The following is a 19,515-nucleotide window of genomic DNA, read 5'->3' on the forward strand; positions in this document are numbered from 1 at the left end:
TGAAGTTATAATATGTTTTTCCTATTACGTATCCTGCAAAATATAAACTAGCCCATAATATAACTGCTGATAGCACTATCTTAGCAAGAGTGTCGATATTTATAAGATTGTTTTCTTTTTTCATCATTTATATATTTTTAAGATAATAACACCCTAAATATAGAATTATTTATCATAACACTATAGTATTTGTAAACAAAATCTGTAAAAATATTATAAGTGAGTAAATAGAAGAAAGAATAATCAATTTTATTTTTGAGTTAGATTTAGTTTCATTACAGCAATAATTATTTTATTCCCAGTATTCACTATAAAAATTTTTAGTTTCCATTAATTCTAAATGACTTCCTGATATGGAAACTGTTTTGTCTTCTAGAATATAAATAGTGTCGGCTATGTTTTTTAGCATATTTAAGCGATGTGAGATAAAAAAAATGGCACATTCTTTTTTAATTTTTTGCAATAGATTTATAGTAAATTGTTCTGTGTTTCGATCCATTGCAGCGGTAGCTTCATCCAGAATTAAAAATTGAGGTTTTTTGTATACTGCTCTAGCCAAAGATATAATCTGTTTTTGACCTCCTGATAAATTGATTCCTTCTTCACCAAGAATAGTTGTTAAGCCTTGAGGCAATTGACTAAAATAAAAATCAAAACCATATTCGGTTATAAATTTCATGAAACCTTCTGGTGTTTCCTCTTTGCCAAGTAAAATGTTATCAATAACGGTTCCTTTAAAAATGGTAATTTCCTGAGGTATCACAGCCAGTAAATCTCTGTAGTGTTTAAGACCAATTTCTTTAAGGGAGTATTTATTATTTACAATAATATTTCCGTTTTCAAAATCATAAAAGCGCTGTAATATTTGCCCTAAGGTGCTTTTCCCGCTTCCACTTTCTCCAACAACAGCTATAAACTTACCTTTTTCCATATCTATATTTACATCATGGAAAAGTTCACTTCTTCCTGCAAATCGAAAAGAAAGATTTTGAATAGAAATTTTCTCAATTTCAAAAACTTCTAAACCATCTTCAGTTTCTTTTTCTATCGATGCAAATTCATACATTCTATTAAAAGCAATTTTAGCCTCATTTATAGGAATTGATATTAGAGCTAAATTTGCAATAGAAGGGAGCAAAGCTCCTACAATGCCTAATATAGCCATCAATTCACCAATTTTAATTTCATCATTAAAAACCTGAACAGAAGTATAAATCAAAATACTGATTGAAAAAATAAGACTCGCCAATCCAGATTGCCAAGACAGGGTGATGTTGATTTTTCCTAGATTGAATTTTTTTTCTTGAAAATCAGAAAAAATATGTTCGTTTAATTTATTAAAAAGAGGTTGTTTATTGTCAATTTTTATAGTTGAAATCCCTTGAATAGTATTGATATAATTACTTTCATTAAGAGCGTAACTCTGCATAACTTCTTTTTGAGAGTCCATTATTTTTTTATTTTTACTATAAATAATGAAAAAATATATAGGCAAACTTAATAAGGAAATTAAGCCCAGCTTCCATGAATAACCAAACAGGAATACTAACGAAATGATGGCTACTAAAACATCAATAACTAAAGTACTGGTGAGCATTTTAATTACACCTTGTACACGTTGTACATCGTTTAATCGTGCTACTAGTTCTCCTATTTGTCGAGTATCAAAAAAAGGTTTTGGCAATTGTAAAAGAGAAGAAAAAAATGAATTGTTTATTCGGTTATTAAAATCTTTGGATTGTTGTAGTAAGAAGTATTCTCTTAAAACAGCTATTCCTACTTTGGCCAAAAGCAAAATGACTAATAGAGAAATTCCTGAGATTAGCTTTTTGATATTGTGTGAAGGTAAAATATCATCTATGAGTTTTTGAGAAAATAATGCCATCGACATTCCTAAACTAGCGATAAAAATACCTAGTAAAACAGAAATCCCAATAAGTTTGTAATCTTCCTTCACTACGTCCAGAAACCATTTTATCTGAGCTTTTTTATCTGTCTTTTCAGTTATGAAATTTTCATTTGGTTCCAGGGTCAAGCAAGTTTTTGAAATCCAAATTGTTCCTAACTCTTCTATGGATAAATGGTAAAGACCTTTTGCAGGATCTCCAATCAAGAAACCTTTGCTATCATCATATTTATAACACACAATATAATGTTGCAGTTGGTTGTCTATAAGGACATGAAGAATAACAGGTTGTTTGTGAGTAATAAGCGTTTTTATATCTGCCTCACAACCTTCTGCCATAAAACCTAATTTATTTGCAGCTTGGTAAAGCCCTAGTATTGTAGTACCTTGTTTTGTTGTGCCACTTATTTCTCGAAGTTTTTCGGTAGACTGATTCCCGCTATATAATTTTATAATCGATAATAAACAGGCTACGCCACAATCGGATTGGTCTAATTGTAGTGTATGTGTTTTTTGGATTAGTTTTATCTTCATTATATGTTATTGTGGATTCATTTTTTTTATCAAAACGTCGATTTTAGTCTGACCTTTTATTTTCTCAATTAGGTTCTGTTCTTTATCATAAAGGACTAAACATGGCAATGACTTAATATCAAAAGTAGAAGCGAAAGTAACTTTGTTATCACATAAAAAATAAACGTTGTCATAAGTGGTTAATTGATGTTTTTGGGCAAATATTTTTATGTTTTCCGGTTTTTCAAATGAGACGAAAATTAATTGGAAATTACTCAAACGCTCCATGTTTTCTTTAATCATTTTAGCTTCTTCATGGCAAAATTCACAATCTGTATTAAAATAAATAAAAATTGTTGCAGTCTCTTTCTTTAATTTTTGATTGGTGAAGATTCCTCCTTTTATATCTTGATATGAAAATTCAGGGATGCTTTTTATATTTTGTGCAATCTCTTTTTTATGATTTATCTGAGATACGATTAAGTAACCTAAAAAAAGTAAAATGCCAATGAATGTTATAAGAAGAATGATTTTTATGGTGCTTTTCATTTTTTTTCTTTTTTATTTATTACAATTACTATAATTGTACAAATAGCAGGAAGCATTTTGGCTAAAGTTATTAGTAGAGTTCCTTCGTCATAAATGAAATAATTTACTACATAAATTGTAATCATAATGCAGCTTAAAATAAAAAGAATTTTTCTAAATATTTGCATTTTAAGAATAATTAAGGGTAAAAAACATAACGATAGTTATCCATAATAATAAAGTGGGACCATAACTATAAGCCACAATTTTAAGCCCTTTATCCATATTGGTTTCGGTTTCTTTGCCTATAAAATAAGCAAGGATAAGCCAGTATGCCAACTCGAATAAATTGAGTGTTTGAAACGGATAAATAAACCAAGATTCTAAATCTTTGTAGCCTACTATATTTAATGCTGATAAGGGGTAGAAATATTGAATATCCTCTAAATCGTATTTGGTTTGAAAAAAATAGAACCAAATAATTTTAGTAATAGGAACAAGCAGAAAGACAAACTCAGCTTTAATTGCAATAGTCCATAATGATTTGTATGCTACTTCTTTCTGGCTAAAAAAATAAGTACCCATGTATAACACAATGGCGATTACACTTGTTTTTATTGTAATGTATACAGGAATGAAAAAATAAGAAACCCACTTCCATTTATTTTGAATTTCAAAAAAGTGGTTTAGTTGTTGAGAGCTTAGATTTTCTGCCATTGAATTGTAAAGTAACTTGTCAATATTTAAAACTGATTTTATAATCTCAGTAATTAGGATTAAAGCGATAGAAAGAAACAAGCATTTAATAAAAGGATTTTTCATTTTTTTTCATTTAAAAATACGCAACAATCCTTCCTTGATTTATGCAGCATGAAGTACAGAACAGATATGTGTTTTTAAAATATTTAATAACGATTCTTGATTACAAGAAGGATTGCAAACTTGTGTTATAAACATCATAAAAATAAAAGATTGAGTTTATTATTTATTTTCAGTTTCATCTTCTTTAAGATTGTCATTAGATGCTTTTTTAAATTCTTTGATGCCATTTCCGATACCTTTCATTAATTCAGGTATTTTTTTTCCTCCAAATAATAATATAATTGCAAGGATTATAAGTAAAATTTCTGTAGTTCCTAATCTTCCCATAGATTTTGTTTTTAATAAAAACGACCTCAAACAAAGTTTGTTTAAAAGGTCGCTTTTAAATGAATTATTTGTTAGTCTTTTTTTATGGAATCTGTATCCTAATCCAATTATTATAACTAGAAGAGATAAAATTAATACCGAATTATTCATAATTTTATTAATTCAGATGTTTTTTTCCGAACAAAAAAAGTATAATAAATATTGGCAAAAGTTATGAAAACCCGATTTTTCCATAAAATAAGTTTTAAGTAACCTCAAACATATTATATTTGAGGTTAAATATTTTAAACAGAGGCAAAATCATTTTTTTCTGTCCTTATAAATTTTATACCTATAACCTATTGCTATTATTATAATTAGCAACATCATTGTTATTGACCCTCTGTTCATAATTTTTTAATTTAGTAGAAAACAAGCAGCAGTTGCTAGACCACCAACTAATGGATTCAAACCTGCTGCAACACCAGCAGCTAAGCCAGTTAAAGCACAACCCCATTCTCTGGAAGTTGAACTCCCACCACCAGTATCATCATCGTCTTTTTTAGGTTTTATTTGACCTCCTAATAAAATTTCCATTTGATTTAATTCTAATTTTTTCATGATATAAATATTTAATTGGTTAATATTAATTTTATTGAATTCCCATTTGCTTTATTTTTAAAGGTTATAAAACAATTAAACAATCCTATTCTTTCTCTAAATTATAATTTATAGAAAAATAGAGTATTCTAAAGTAACGTCTTACTAAAAAACAATCTCGTTTTCTTTTGTCAAAACTATGTCAAACATCATATTGAAAGCAAATAGTCGTTATCTGGATTCCCGAATTTCGACAAGCAATTCAGGAATTGCAATTTATTATAAATATAAGTAATTGATTATAAGTAAAATATGTTTTTGTAAATTTTATCTTATTTATAAGTAAAATCTCGAGAGATAATATACTTTTGGATAAAACCAAAAGATATGACGCATTTTAAATATTTTATCATCTTATTTTTAGTTCTTTTTTCCTCTTTTTTATTTGCCCAATCGAAAAAAAATAATCTAGATGGACTTCCTTTTATTAAATTAAAAGAGCTTTTTATCAAAAATGAGCAAAATAAAAATGCTCAATTAGAATATGCCAGAGCATATTTGGCTAAAGCAGAAAAAAATAATATTGCTATTGAAAAAGCACGTGGTTTTTATTTACTGGCATTATTAAAAGATGGAGATGAAGCAATCAAACTTTTAGATAGTACAATATATTATTCTAAAAATTTAAATGATTCAAAATTTCCAGCTTATGCTTACTCTAAAAAAGCATATCAGCTAAAAAATAAGTTTAAATATAAGAAAGCTATTGACAATTTTTTAATTGCTGAACGACTAGCAAAAAATAATAATCTTGACTTTTATTATGATGTTAAATTTTCAATAGGACTTTTAAGATCTGAAGAATTAGGAGAAGTACATGAAGCTCTTGATTTATACAAAGAATGTTTTAATTATTACAAAAAAAAGGATATTAAAAATCGACAGTATTATTACGCCTATCAAGATGTAATATTTGCATTGGCAGATGCCTATATAACCCTTAATCAAACAGATTCTACCACTTATTATAACAAATTAGGGTATAAAGAATCAAAATCAATGAAAGATGTAGAGTATAATGCACTTTTTATACTAAATGAAGGTGCTAATCTGACACTTAAAAAAAACCACAGAGCTGCTTTAGACAGTATAAATAAGGCATTTCCAAAAATTGTTTTTTATAAAAACACAGGTAATGTTTTAGCATCTTATTATTATTTAGGTAAAGCTTACGATGGATTGGGAAATAAGAAAGACGCGGTTAAGAATTTTATTAAAGTAGATTCAATATACACTATCACAAAAAGAATTACACCAGAATTTACAAGCGGATATCTTTATTTGATATCTTATTTTAAAAATAATGGTGACAAGGAAAATCAATTAAAATATTTAACGAGATATATGTATATTGATAGTGTGTTGCAAAATAATTATAAGGAACTGACTAAAAAATTACAAAAAGAATATGATATACCTAATTTAATTTCAGAAAAAGAAAATCTTATAGAATCTCTCAATAATGAACAAATAAAATTTTATTGGGGGTTAGGAACTTTATTTTTAGCAACTATTGGTGTAGGAGGTTTTGGAATGCACCAGTACCAACTTAAGAAGAGATATCGCTCCCGATTTGAAAAAATAATGAAAGAAACAGCTATAATAAGCGATAATGAAATTGAGGAAAATAAGGATAAAGAAATTAAAATAGCGGGGACAAAAATTGAGGATATTGGTATAGCGGAAGAATTGGTAAACCAAATCCTAGTAAAGCTTGATGCTTTCGAAAAAAGAAAAGGTTATCTAGAATCGAATATTACAGTACAAATATTATCAACTACATTTGAGACGAATAGCAAATACGTTTCTAAAATAGTAAATGTGTATAAAGGAAAAACTTTTACCCAATACATAAATGATTTAAGAGTTGAGCATGCAATTACCCAATTACAAGAAAACAAGATGTTAAGAAAATACACCATTCAGGCTCTTGCTTTGGAATTTGGTTTTAACAATGCGGAATCCTTTTCAATAGCTTTTTATAAAAAAACAGGTATCAAACCAACTTATTTTATTAAAGAATTAGAAGAATTGTCTAAAAACTAATTCACTAACAAACAGTGTTTTACTTGTTTTTATTTATTGAAATTCAGGAATTTCGATAAATCGAGGTAAATAATAATTATAAATTTAATCGCGGTCACATATATTTACATAAATAAAAACCTTACAATTATGAAAATGAATAAATCTAAAAAAGAGATCAATAAATTTGATTTAGAAAAATTTAGTGTAGCAAAATTAAAAAATTCACGATCTATTAATGGAGGAAAAGCTCCTGGTGATGATAAAACTTTAACAAACTCTATGAAGCAAGACGGTCAAACTTTTTAAAAAAATCATTCCAACTATTTATGAAATCAATTATTCTATTCACCTTTCTGATTTGTTTTTTTGTTATTAGCTGTAAATCAGCAAAGGAAAACAAGCTTGTTATATTACAGTCTAAGGATAATTCAAAAGAGTGGTATCTTAAAGATTATAAAGGCAATCAAATACCTGGTATTTCATTAGATAAATGGTACAATCAAAATAAGAAAAAATCTAAATCAGATATAATCGTTGCAATAATAGATACTCAAATTGATATAAGCCATGAGGATTTGAAAGGACGATTTTGGGTAAACCCAAAAGAAATTGCTAATAATAATATAGATGATGATGGCAATGGATATGTTGATGATGTAAATGGTTGGAATTTCACCTCAAATAAAAAAGAGGATTATGTTGTGTGGGGTAATTTTTCGTGTATTAGAATTATTAGAAAATGGGAACCAATATTTAAAGAAAAAAAAGAAGATCAAATATCATCTGAAGAATTGTTAAATTTTAAAGAATATCTAAGGGCTTTGAAAGTTTATGAAAAAGAAAGCTCCAATTATAACAATTGGCTAAAATCATGCAGATACAGTGTTGCATTATTTCCTGTCGTTAAAGATAGTTTGAAACATTATTTTCCAAAAGAAGATTATACCTATGAAGAATTAGATAGTCTTTATAAAATTTATAAAATAAACGATAAAACTTTTAGACAACGAAGAGAAGATGATGATCGAGATATAGGAGCTTTAATAGGTTTTATGAAATTTCGTTTTGAAAATGACGAAAATACAATTGAAAAAATGTTGGAAACAGAAAGAGAAATTGATTCTATTGTAAATCGAAACCTAAATAAAAATTTTAATGATAGAAAAGTAATTGGCGATAATTCAAATATTTTAGAAAAAGGATATGGAAGCAATAATATTAGTATTTCTAAAAAAGGATTTAAAAATATCCAAGGGCATTGTACCAAAGTAGCAGGTGTTATTGGAGCAAATAGAAAGAACAATATCGGTATAAAAGGTTTTTTTGACGATATAAAAATTATGCCGCTTAACATTTCTTATTCAGGAAATGAAAATGATAAAGATATTGCAATGGCAATTTATTATGCTGTTGATAATGGTGCAAAAGTAATTAATATGTCATTTGGAAAAGAATTTTCGGTAAATCAACAATGGGTTTCTGATGCATTTAAATATGCTGAAAAACATAATGTTTTATTAATTCATAGCGCAGGGAATGAAAGCTCTAATGCTGATGAAAATCCATATTATCCTAGCGATAATAATTTTGATGGTAAATCAGAGATCTGTAATAATTTCATTAATGTTGGTTCAACCTCATCGCGATTAGACAGCACTTTTGTTTCCCGTTTTTCAAATTACGGAAAACAAAATGTGGATTTATTTGCACCTGGAGAAGAAATTTTCACCACATTTAAAAATAATAAATATGGGACAGATTCAGGAACTTCTCTTGCAGCGCCAATGGTTTCCGGAACAGCGGCACTTATTTGGTCATATTATCCTAATCTTACAGTTCAGGAGGTTAAACAAATCATTATGGATTCGGGAACTACTTATGATTTAGAAGTTATAGTTCCGGGTACAAAAGACAAAAAAGTGCCTTTCTCGGAATTGTCTAAATCGGGTAAGGTTTTGAATGTTTATGATGCTATGCAATTGGCAGAAAAAGTGAGTAAAAAGAAACGATAATAAACACTTATACAGTTCAATATTTCTCCCAATATGTTTTAAGAACACCTTTATTTCCTATTTCTTTTTATTTAAATGTAATAGAAAACTATTCTCAGGAAAGATTATTAGAGGTGTTTTGAAAATCCTTTGGTTTGGGAAGCAATTCATATCGCATCGCCAGAATTGATATTTGCATTCATACTAATTTAATAAATTAAAAAAAATGAAAAACGGTAAAGAAGAAAAAATAGCTAACAAATTTGATTTAGATAAAATGAGTGTAGCCAAATTAAAAAAATTACGTTTAATTAAATTTAATGAAGAACTTTAGCTATAACATAAAGGTTTTATTGTTTTTATTGCCAATAATTTGCTTGGCACAATCCCCTAAAAAGGATTATACTACACTTTCATATGATGAGTTAAGAGCTTTGTATTGGAAGAATAAAAAAAATCAAGCAAATCAATTGGAATATGCCTACATCTATTTGACTAAAGCCAATAGAGAAAATATTCCTATCCAAAAAGCTAAGGCAAATTACCTATTTGCAATTTTATACTATAAAACAGATATTAATAAAGCCATTATGTATCTGGATAGTGTGATTAAATATTCCCAAAATACAGGTGACAAATTTTTCCCTGCTGGTGCTTATTGTGAAAAAGCAGATTTACTTAAAAGACAATTCAAGTTTAAAGAAGCTCTAGTTAATTACAATTTGGCAGAAAAAATGGCTTTTAAAACCAATATCGATTATTATTATGTAGTGCGGGAATATATAGGTACAACGAAATCAGAAGATTTAGGAGATTATAATGAGGCACTAGATATTTATACAGAATGTTACAAATATTATAAAAGCAAAGATGTAAGGAGTTCAAAGTATGCGCGGGATTATCAAAGTATTATTTTTGGAATAGCAGATTGTTATAAATCGTTGCGTAATATAGATTCCACTACTTATTACAATAAACTAGGCTATAGAGAATCTCATATTACAAAAAACGAAGAATATAAATACCTGTTTGTTTTAAATGAGGGAGCGAACCAAGTAGAAGGAAAGAATTATAAAGTAGGATTAGATAGTATTAATATAGCATTGCCCAAGATGATTGAATATAATAATATTGGTAATGTATTAGCGGGGTATTTTTATTTAGGGAAAGCTTATGAGGGGCTGGGTAAAAAAGCAATAGCTGCTGATAATTTTATTAAAGTAGATTCTATCTATAAAGTAACAAAAGAAATAAGTACCGAATTTATAGATGGATATCCGTATTTGATTTCTTATTATAAAAATTTGGGAGATAAGGAAAATCAATTAAAGTACATAACTGCCTATATGACGATAGACAATACTTTACAGAAAAATTATAGGGAACTTAATAAGTTGGTACATAAGGAATATGACACTCCTCGATTAATGTCTGATAAAGAAAGTCTTATTACCTCCCTAAATAATGATAAAATAAAAACATATTGGAGATTTGGGGTTTTATTTTTAATTACTATTGGTGCGGGAGGTTTTGGCATCTATCAGTATAAACTTAAGAAGAGATATCGTTCCCGATTTGAAAAAATAATGAAGGGAACGGCCATAATAGGCGATAATGAAATTGAGATAAACAAGGGAAAAGAAATTAAAATTGCAGGGACAAAAATTGAAGATATTGGTATAGCAGAAGAATTGGTAAATCAGATTTTGGAAAAACTGGATGATTTCGAAAACAAAAAAGGATATTTAGAATCAAATATTACGGTACAAATATTATCAACGACCTTTGAGACGAATACAAAATATGTTTCCAAAATAGTAAATGTGTACAAAGGAAAAACATTTACCCAATATATAAATGATTTAAGGATAGAATACGCAGTTACACAATTACAAGAAAACAAGATGTTAAGAAAATATACCATTCAGGCACTTGCCTTGGAGTTTGGTTTTAACAATGCTGAATCCTTTTCAGCCGCTTTTTATAAAAAAACAGGGATTAAACCAACTTATTTTATTAAAGAATTGGATACTGTAGTATAATTGTAAAGGTTTAATATTTAAATTTTTAAAGAAATTTCACAACTCGAAATTCCTGAATTCCGTCATGCATTAGGGTGTTGTTTAGTGGTTTTGTAAGAGAGGTATTCTATATTTGTAAGTGTAATAATAAATAAAATTTATAAAGATGAAAACGAAAAAAGAAAAAAAAGAAGTTAATAAATTTGATTTAGAAAGATTTGAAATAGCAAAATTAAAAAAATTACATTTAGTTAAAGGGGGTGGAGGAGATGGGACGATAACAGGAAATACTAATAAATTGCAGGCACTATCGAGATTTTGCTAACAATAATTTAATATTTAATGGAATAAATAGTTAAGTTTTATGCTAAATAATGAGAAAGAATAGTAAAGTTCATCATTTCTCCCAGTATGTTTTACGAACGCCTTTATTTCCTATTTCTTTTTATTTAAATGTAATAGAGAATTATTCTCAGGAAGGATTATTAGAGGCGTTTGAAAACCGGTTGGTTCGGGAAGCAATTTATATCGCATCACCAGAATTGGTATTGGCTTTAGACAAATGGAAAAATGATTCTTCTGATTATTCGAACAAAAAAGAGAACGGTTTAGAGATTACCTTATTAAAATACATTGCCAGAATGTCTGCAAGGTGTACTCCTTTTGGGTTATTTGCTGGTTGTACTACAGGAAAAATAGATTCGGAAACAAATTGTATTCTTAAATCGCCAGCTAGTTTTAATCGTTTTACGCAATTTGATAGACAGTTCTGGTTAGGAATGTTGCAGGAATTTGGGAAACGAAAAGAAATTAGAAATCATCTTAAATATTATCCTAATACTTCAGTTTATACTCTTGGCGATTTTTATCGCTATGTAGAGTATAAATATGTAAATACTAAAAGGGAGCATAGTATTTCGGCACTAAGAAAATCAGAACTTTTAGACACAGTATTACTTCATGCAAAGTCAGGAATAAGGGTTGATGAAATGGTTTTACATCTTATCGATGATTCTTCTGAAAAGGAAGACGCATTGGCTTTTATTTACCAATTAATAGATTTTCAGTTTCTTGTAAGCGAGATTGATGGTACTATAACAGGTAAAGAGGAATGGGATAGTGTATTTACTATTTTTAATAAAATTCCCAAATTACAACATGATAATAAACAATTGCAAATTCTTAAAAAAGGGCTTTTAAAATTAGACAAGAGCTTGATTCCTGTTGAAAATAGTTATACCGAAATAAAGGAATTAATCCAAAACATGGATTTGTCTTATGATGAAAAATATCTTTTTCAGACTGATTTAAACACAGCTACTTATGTAAATGTATTAAGCGAAAAAGTTCCAGAAAAAGTAATGCAAGCGATTCGTTTTTTAAACGGAATTCAAAATTCTAAAAAGTTTACAAATCAGACTAATTTTATAAGAAGATTTACTCAAAGATATGAATCAAGAGAAATGCCACTAACTACAGTTCTGGATACAGAAACGGGTATTGGTTATCTTCAAGATTCAGATATGAATGATGTTCATGACATATTAGAACGGTTCTCTTTTCAAGATTCAAAACCGAAAATAGAGAATCAATCTTGGAGTGCTTATGATTACATCATAGAGAAAAAATTGCAAGAGAGTGTTGTAAAGAAAGAGAAAAGCATTCTACTTTCAGAAAAAGATTTTCCTGATTTTGATGCCAATTGGGATAACGCTCCAGCTACATTTTCGGTAATGATCGAACTTTTAAAAAATGAAGAAATTAGTATTGAATCTTCAGGAAATAGTAGTGCGGCAAAATTATTAGGACGCTTTTGTAATGGAAACAAGGGGATTCATAATTTGACAAAAGAAATTATTGAAAAAGAAACAAAATATCATTCTGATAAAATCTTGGCAGAAGTGGTACATATTCCTGAATCAAGAACAGGGAATATATTACGAAGACCAGTTTTAAGAGATTATGAAATTGCCTATCTTTCTATTCCTGGTGTAGCAGAAGAGAAAGCAATCGATTTAAATGATTTGATGATTTCTATTAAAGAGAATAGGATTTTTTTGCGATCTAAAAAGTACAATAAAGAAGTTGTTCCTTGTTTATCTAATGCTCATGATTATTCTAATAATAAATCATTACCCATTTATCATTTTTTATGTGACTTACAAAGTCAGGATTTAAAACCTATTTATAGTTTTAATTGGGGTGTTTTGGATTTGCATTATGATTATTTCCCACGAGTATTATATAAAGACGTTATTCTTTCGAAAGCAAAATGGATGGTGGATAAAAAGGAAATAAACCAGTTTTTAAAAATGGAAGAAAGCGGTTTATTTGAAGCTTTTACAATTTGGAAGAATGAACGCAATATCCCCCGACTTGTAAATTGGATTAACACAGATAATACACTTTTACTTGATTTAGAAAAAGAGATTTGTATGAAGATGTTTTTAAAATCGGTTCAAAACTATAATAAAATTACGCTGGAAGAATTTTTGTTTACTGGTGATTCTGTTGTTAAAGATGCCAATGGAGAAGATTTTACAAATCAATTTATATTGTCATTTTACAAAGAGTAAATAGACTTTGAGAATAGAGACGCAATGGACGCGGATGATACGGATTCGCTACCGCGAAAACACGGATAAAAGCGGATTTTCTTTCTGTTGTCTTTACCGCAGAGCACGCTAAGAAGAAACGTAGGGGACACAAAGCTTTGCGAACTTTGTGAAAACTCTTTTAAACTTTGCGGTTAATTTTTTTGCTACAAATTATACAAATAAAAATCTGCTAAATCTTTGCGGTTAAAAAAACATAAAAATGAAAAGAGATTTTTGTTTAGGGAGTGAATGGTTGTATTATAAAATATACACAGGAGTTAAAATGACCGATATTGTTTTAGTAGAAAAACTATATCCTATTATTTCATTATTAAAAGAGAAAAATCTAATAAGTAAATGGTTTTTTATACGATATAAAGACCCTGATGAACATTTGAGAATTCGTTTTTTGCTAGCTTCACCTGATAAATTATCTGAAATAATAGCAATGCTTTATCCTGTTTTGGATGAGATGTTAGAGCAAGACATTGTTTGGAAAGTAAAAACGGGTACTTATAAAAGAGAAATTGAAAGGTATGGCCAGAACACAATGATTGATTCAGAATTACTTTTCTACCAAGACAGTGAAATGGTTTTGCAATATTTAATCTTAAAATCGGGATTTGCAAATAACAACATACCATTGCTTTTTAGTTTTTGTGCGATTGATAGTTTTCTAAATTCATTTTTGTTAACAAGTGCAGATAAACTAAAACTAATGGATGAGTTGCAATTATCTTTTAAAGAAGAATTTAATGGCGATAAGAATCTTAAAAAAGAAATGGATAAACACTATCGAGAGTTATTTCCTGAAATGAATCGATTTTTATCTGGTAAAAGTATAAATGACAATCCTGAGTTTTTTGAATTTATACAAGAAAAACAAAACGAAGTAGATAAAGTGATTTTACAGATTAAAGAAAATCTAGAAATTTCTCTATCAAGTTTTTTAAAGAGTCACATACACATGATGGTAAATAGGCAGTATACATCCAAACAAAGAATGTATGAACTATTAATTTATGATCATTTATATCGATATTATAAAACAATAGCCTATCATCAATTGGCTCCAATTGAATCATGATTATAGTGACACCAATTATTAATCAGTTTTTTTGATTAATTTTGGCTTCTATTTTTATATCAACATGCAATTTATAATCAAAGAACTTACTACTATTGAAGAAATGGTTGCTCAAATTGCGACCATGCAGTATTTATATCCTAATCTGGATTTGGAGAAATATGAATTATACCTATCAGAAATGGTTCCTCATAACTATACCCAAATTGCTGTTTTTGAGGATGATGTATGTTTAGGAATTACAGGATGTTGGTCATCTACAAAGCTTTGGTCTGGAAAATATTTGGAGATAGATAATTTTGTCGTACATCCAGATCATCGTTCTAAAGGAATCGGGAAATTACTGACGGATTATATTGAGAAAAAAGCACTTGATTTAGGATGTTCTAATATTGTTTTGGACGCATTTACTTCTAATTTTGCCGCACATCGTTTTTATTATAATCAAGGTTATGGCCCTAAAGGATTTCATTTTGTAAAAATATTAGATGAAAATAAGTTGACTTAATATAAAAAAGCATAACATTTCCTTAATGAATCGATAAAAACGATATTAAACCAAAGAATTGGTTATTTTTGTTTTATAAATTTTATTACCACAAATATTTTGGGATTATATAAAAATCTTTTTAAACAGACAGCTATTTATGGGCTTGCGACAGTATTGCCACGAATGCTGAGTTTTTTATTAGTACGATTATACACCGGAATTTTACCAACAGCAGAGTATGGTGAGGTTTCTATCGTGTTATCGTGGATGGTTTTCTTTAACGTAGTACTTTCTTACGGAATGGAAACTGCTTTTTTTAGGTTTTATAATTCCGAACCAGATAAGAAAAATGTCATTGCGACTTCTACAATTTCTATTTTTTGGTCATCAATTATTTTTCTTTTTGCAGCATTAATTTTTAGAAATACACTTGCAACTCTTGCCGAAGTCGATGTGCAGTTTGTTACCTATTCGGTTTGGATTTTAGTTTTGGATGCATTGGTTTTAGTACCTTTTTCTAAGCTTAGAGCCAATCAGCGACCAATGGTTTATGCAGCAATAAAAATTGGAAATGTAATAGTAAATCTTGTTCTGAATATTTTCTTCTTGATGTACTTACCTAAACTTGCGGCTGATAATCCAAATTCAGTTTGGGATAATTTATATGTAGAAAATTTCCAAATTGCTTATATTTTTATTGCTAACCTGCTTGCTAGTTTGGCTACTTTTATAGTGTTATCTCCTAATTATCTTTCGCTTGGACGAAAATTTGACCCTATACTTTGGAAAAAAATGATGAAGTATGGTTTGCCAATTTTGGTGGCTGGATTAGCTTTTGCGGTTAATGAACATTTTGATAAAATCTTACTAGGTTATTTATTGCCGGAAAACATAGCAAAGTCAGAAGTTGGAGCGTATTCAGCATGTTATAAATTGGGTTTATTTATGGTTTTATTTGCAACAGCATTTAGATTAGGAATAGAACCTTTCTTTTTTAGTCATGCTAAAAATGCAAATGCACCTCAAACTTATGCAGTAATCACGAAATATTTTGTGATTCTTGGATCTTTGATTTTGTTAGGAGTAATTGTTTTTGCAGATATTTTAAAATTACTACTGTTAGAAAATAAATCTTATTGGGAAGCTATGAAAGTAGTTCCGTTAATTATCCTGGCGAACTTTTTCTTAGGAATTTATAATAATTTATCGGTATGGTATAAACTAACTGATAAGACAAAAATTGGTGCTTACATATCGATAGTTGGAGCTATACTAACTTTAGTATTAAATTATCTTTTAATTCCGAAGTATAGTTACTATGGATCAGCAATTGCAACAATTTCGGCTTACGGAAGCATGATGCTTATTTCGTATGTTTTAGGAAACAAGTATTACCCGATACCTTATGATATGAAGAAAATTGGAGCCTATTTAGGAATTTCAATTGTATTCTCGGTTATTTCTTTTTACGGATTCAGAGAAAATTATTTTGTCGGAATTCCATTGTTCCTTCTGTTTGTTTATTTCGTTTATCATAACGAAAAGGATACGATAAAAGGAATTCTTAGCAAAAAATAACAAATTCAAGATTTACATTTAGCTTTAAAAATATAAAAATGACGATTAATATTATCAACAAATCACAACACGATTTACCTAACTACGAAACAATAGCTTCGGCAGGAATGGATTTGCGTGCTAATTTATCTGAACCAATAACATTAAAACCTTTAGAAAGAACAATAGTTAAAACTGGACTTTTTATAGAATTACCAATAGGTTACGAAGCACAAGTGCGACCAAGAAGTGGATTGGCTGCTAAAAAAGGAATCACCGTTTTAAATTCTCCAGGAACTGTAGATGCGGATTACAGAGGAGAGATAGGAGTAATTTTAGTAAATTTATCCAATGAGGTTTTTGTGATTGAAAATGGAGAAAGAATTGCACAACTTATTGTTGCCAAACATGAAAGAGCTGAATGGGTTGAAGTTAACGAACTTTCGGAAACATCAAGAGGCGAAGGAGGTTTTGGTAGTACTGGGGTGAAATAAAAATTAAATAATTTAAAGATTCAATGATTTAAAGATTCTGTAATCTTTCAATTTTTCAATCTTTTAATCTTTACAATAAAAAAATATGAAAATAATCGTTCCAATGGCAGGTCGCGGATCAAGACTTAGGCCACATACATTAACTATACCTAAACCATTAATTCCGGTTGCAGGAAAATCAATTGTACATCGTTTAGTCGAAGATATTGCTAAAATTCTTAAAGAGCCTATCGAAGAGGTTGCTTTTATATTAGGTGATGAAGCTTTTTTTGGTGATGATGTCGTAGCAAGTTTAAAAGAGTTAGCAAATGGGTTAGGAGCTAAAGCATCTATTTATCGTCAGGATTTACCTTTGGGGACAGGACATGCTATTATGTGTGCCAAAGAATCTTTATCAGGGCCTGCGGTAATTGCTTATGCAGATACTTTAATTAGAGCTGATTTTGAATTAGATCCAGAAGCAGATGCTGTGATTTGGGTAAAACAAGTTGAGCAACCAGAAGCATTTGGAGTAGTTAAGTTAAATGCTAATAATGAAATTACAGAGTTGGTCGAAAAACCAAAAGAGTTTGTTAGTGACTTAGCTGTTATAGGAATATATTATTTTAAAGAAGTTGAAATTCTTAAAAATGAGCTTCAAATAGTTTTGGATAATAATATCCAGAACGGTGGAGAATATCAGATTAATGACGGTATTAAAGCAATGATGGCTAACGGAAAAGTTTTTAAAACCGGTAGCGTAGATGAATGGATGGATTGTGGTAATAAAGATGTTACTGTCGAAACTAATTCCAGAATGTTAGGATTCTTGCATAATGATGGAGAACATTTAGTAGATTATGATGTAAAATTAGAAAACTCAACTATTATTCCACCGTGTTACATTGGTGAAAACGTAGTATTGAAAAATGCAACTGTAGGACCTAATGTATCTCTAGGAAAAGGATGTTATGTTATTGATAGTTCAATCAAAAATAGTTTGGTGCAAACTAATGCACAAATAAAAAACGCTAATTTAGACAATGCAATGATAGGAAATCACGTTGTTTACGATGGTAAGTTTACTAGCATTAGCATAGGTGATTATTCGGTTTTAGAATAAACAAGAAGTCAAAAAGGGTTCGTTTTTACTTTAAATGTCAATAATATAAAAATGAAAAAAAGAGTTTTAATAATTGTATTTATGGCTTTGCTTGGCAATCAGGCTTCGATAATGGCTCAAACTGAACCAGAAGATATTGCTATGGCTACCGATGAATTTCAGGACTCTTTTTATGAATCGTTATTGCAAAAAGGTATCGAGAATTATGACAAAGCAATAACAGCTTTGCAAAAATGCGAGAAATTGCAACCTAATGACGCAACTGTTTATTTTGAATTAGGTAAAAACTACCTGTCTTTAAAAGATTATAGAAATGCTCAAAGTTCGTTTGAAAAAGCGGTACAGATAAATCCAAAAAACAAGTGGTTTTGGTTGGGTATTTATGATGTTTCTTACCAGACTAAAAATTATCCTTTGGCGATAGAAACGATCCAGAAGATTATTCCGTTTGATGAGGAATATAAAGACGATCTGATTTCTTTGTACATGATTACAAATCAGTGGGACAAAGCGCTTGCATTGATTAATGAAATGAATGACAAGTTTGGAAAATCAAGTGAAAGAGAATTATATAAGGCACAGATTTTGTCACAAGGAAAATATCAAAATGTCGAAATAGAAAGTCTTACGGATCAGATTAAGAAAAACCCGAAAGAAGAGTCTAATTATATTGCTTTGATTTCTTTGTATGCAAAAAATAATGATGCTAATAAGGTATTGGAAATTACGCAACAATTAGAGAAAGCAATTCCAACATCGGAGTGGGCACAAGTAAGTTCTTTTAAAACGTATTTAGATCAGAACCAACCTGAAAAAGCAATCCAGGCAATGGATGTTGTTTTAAAAAATTCTAAAATAGATTCGAAAATCAAACATAGAATATTAAACGAATTTCTAATTTTTGTAGGTAAGAATCCACAATATAGTCCTGATTTGGATAAAGCGATTACTTATTTTAAGAATGACCCAGATGTAGATGTTGCAAAAGAAATAGGGAAGTTTTATCATAGCAAAAACCAATTTGATCAGGCAACTAAATATTATGAGTTGTCAGTAAATTCGGCTTCGCAAGTAGATATAGAAACAAATTTACTTTTGCTTCAAGCGTACACCGAAACTAAACAATACGAACCGATGGGAAAACGTTCGCAGGTAATGATAGAAACATTCCCAACGCAACCGCAGTTTTATTTTTATTCGGGATTGGCTAATAATCAGTTGCAACAATTTAAAAAAGCAAAAGACGTTTTAGAAATGGGACTTGATTATGTTGTAGATGATGTAACTTTAGAAGCAAATTTTAACATTCAGTTAGGAGAAGCTTATAATGGTTTAGGAGATTTGAAGAAAAAAGAAGCGTATTTTGCGAAGGCAAATCAATTATTAAGACAAAAAAAATAAGAATCTTTTATT

General features: G+C 29.1%; 17 protein-coding genes. 12 read left to right on the forward strand and 5 right to left on the reverse strand.

Annotated elements, in window-relative coordinates; all coding sequences use genetic code 11:
* Nucleotides 1–292: 292 nt before the first annotated feature.
* The 5 genes from OA93_RS11355 to OA93_RS11375 all read right to left on the reverse strand — a co-directional run bounded on the left by OA93_RS11355 (nucleotide 293) and on the right by OA93_RS11375 (nucleotide 4,696).
* Nucleotides 293–2,440 carry a peptidase domain-containing ABC transporter gene (locus OA93_RS11355; RefSeq protein ID WP_039113330.1) on the reverse strand — a complete coding sequence of 716 codons (2,148 nt, stop codon included), beginning with the start codon at nucleotides 2,438–2,440 and terminating at the stop codon, nucleotides 293–295.
* 6 nt (nucleotides 2,441–2,446) lie between these two features.
* Nucleotides 2,447–2,968: a redoxin domain-containing protein gene (locus tag OA93_RS11360; RefSeq protein ID WP_039113331.1), complete on the reverse strand. Its 522-nt coding sequence runs from the start codon at nucleotides 2,966–2,968 to the stop codon at nucleotides 2,447–2,449.
* Nucleotides 2,969–3,136: 168 nt separating this feature from the next.
* Complete coding sequence (locus tag OA93_RS11365) at nucleotides 3,137–3,769, reverse strand: hypothetical protein (protein WP_039113332.1); 633 nt, start codon at nucleotides 3,767–3,769, stop codon at nucleotides 3,137–3,139.
* 159 nt (nucleotides 3,770–3,928) lie between these two features.
* A complete protein-coding gene (gene tatA / locus OA93_RS24475) occupies nucleotides 3,929–4,096 on the reverse strand; it encodes a twin-arginine translocase TatA/TatE family subunit (protein WP_082001808.1) in 168 nt (55 codons plus the stop codon).
* A gap of 396 nt (nucleotides 4,097–4,492) precedes the next feature.
* Complete coding sequence (locus tag OA93_RS11375; RefSeq protein WP_039113334.1) at nucleotides 4,493–4,696, reverse strand: hypothetical protein; 204 nt, start codon at nucleotides 4,694–4,696, stop codon at nucleotides 4,493–4,495.
* A gap of 366 nt (nucleotides 4,697–5,062) precedes the next feature.
* On the opposite strand from OA93_RS11375, the gene OA93_RS11380 reads away from it, so the two are divergent.
* From OA93_RS11380 to OA93_RS11425, 12 genes are all read left to right on the forward strand, one after another.
* Nucleotides 5,063–6,781, forward strand: a complete 1,719-nt coding sequence (locus tag OA93_RS11380) for an AraC family transcriptional regulator (protein ID WP_039113335.1) — start codon at nucleotides 5,063–5,065, stop codon at nucleotides 6,779–6,781.
* A gap of 129 nt (nucleotides 6,782–6,910) precedes the next feature.
* On the forward strand, nucleotides 6,911–7,069 hold the full coding sequence (locus tag OA93_RS25020; protein WP_165572096.1) for a hypothetical protein: 159 nt from the start codon (nucleotides 6,911–6,913) through the stop codon (nucleotides 7,067–7,069).
* A gap of 20 nt (nucleotides 7,070–7,089) precedes the next feature.
* Nucleotides 7,090–8,775 carry a S8 family serine peptidase gene (locus OA93_RS11385; protein WP_052259434.1) on the forward strand — a complete coding sequence of 562 codons (1,686 nt, stop codon included), beginning with the start codon at nucleotides 7,090–7,092 and terminating at the stop codon, nucleotides 8,773–8,775.
* Nucleotides 8,776–9,074: 299 nt separating this feature from the next.
* Nucleotides 9,075–10,796 (forward strand): helix-turn-helix domain-containing protein, encoded by a 1,722-nt coding sequence (locus OA93_RS11390; RefSeq protein WP_082001805.1) that lies wholly within the window; start codon nucleotides 9,075–9,077, stop codon nucleotides 10,794–10,796.
* 145 nt (nucleotides 10,797–10,941) lie between these two features.
* Nucleotides 10,942–11,100, forward strand: a complete 159-nt coding sequence (locus OA93_RS25025; RefSeq protein ID WP_165572097.1) for a hypothetical protein — start codon at nucleotides 10,942–10,944, stop codon at nucleotides 11,098–11,100.
* 49 nt (nucleotides 11,101–11,149) lie between these two features.
* Nucleotides 11,150–13,351 carry a lantibiotic dehydratase family protein gene (locus OA93_RS11395; protein ID WP_039113337.1) on the forward strand — a complete coding sequence of 734 codons (2,202 nt, stop codon included), beginning with the start codon at nucleotides 11,150–11,152 and terminating at the stop codon, nucleotides 13,349–13,351.
* Nucleotides 13,352–13,592: 241 nt separating this feature from the next.
* Complete coding sequence (locus tag OA93_RS11400) at nucleotides 13,593–14,459, forward strand: thiopeptide-type bacteriocin biosynthesis protein (protein WP_039113338.1); 867 nt, start codon at nucleotides 13,593–13,595, stop codon at nucleotides 14,457–14,459.
* Nucleotides 14,460–14,523: 64 nt separating this feature from the next.
* Nucleotides 14,524–14,967, forward strand: coding sequence for a GNAT family N-acetyltransferase (locus OA93_RS11405; RefSeq protein WP_039113339.1), 444 nt, complete (start codon nucleotides 14,524–14,526; stop codon nucleotides 14,965–14,967).
* A gap of 99 nt (nucleotides 14,968–15,066) precedes the next feature.
* Nucleotides 15,067–16,527 (forward strand): oligosaccharide flippase family protein, encoded by a 1,461-nt coding sequence (locus OA93_RS11410; RefSeq protein WP_039113340.1) that lies wholly within the window; start codon nucleotides 15,067–15,069, stop codon nucleotides 16,525–16,527.
* Nucleotides 16,528–16,565: 38 nt separating this feature from the next.
* On the forward strand, nucleotides 16,566–17,000 hold the full coding sequence (dut, locus tag OA93_RS11415) for a dUTP diphosphatase (RefSeq protein WP_039113342.1): 435 nt from the start codon (nucleotides 16,566–16,568) through the stop codon (nucleotides 16,998–17,000).
* 85 nt (nucleotides 17,001–17,085) lie between these two features.
* Nucleotides 17,086–18,102, forward strand: a complete 1,017-nt coding sequence (locus OA93_RS11420) for a sugar phosphate nucleotidyltransferase (protein ID WP_039113343.1) — start codon at nucleotides 17,086–17,088, stop codon at nucleotides 18,100–18,102.
* A gap of 51 nt (nucleotides 18,103–18,153) precedes the next feature.
* Nucleotides 18,154–19,503, forward strand: coding sequence for a tetratricopeptide repeat protein (locus OA93_RS11425; RefSeq protein WP_039113345.1), 1,350 nt, complete (start codon nucleotides 18,154–18,156; stop codon nucleotides 19,501–19,503).
* Nucleotides 19,504–19,515 lie beyond the last annotated feature (12 nt).

The organism is Flavobacterium sp. KMS (assembly GCF_000813005.1).
Taxonomy (GTDB): domain Bacteria; phylum Bacteroidota; class Bacteroidia; order Flavobacteriales; family Flavobacteriaceae; genus Flavobacterium.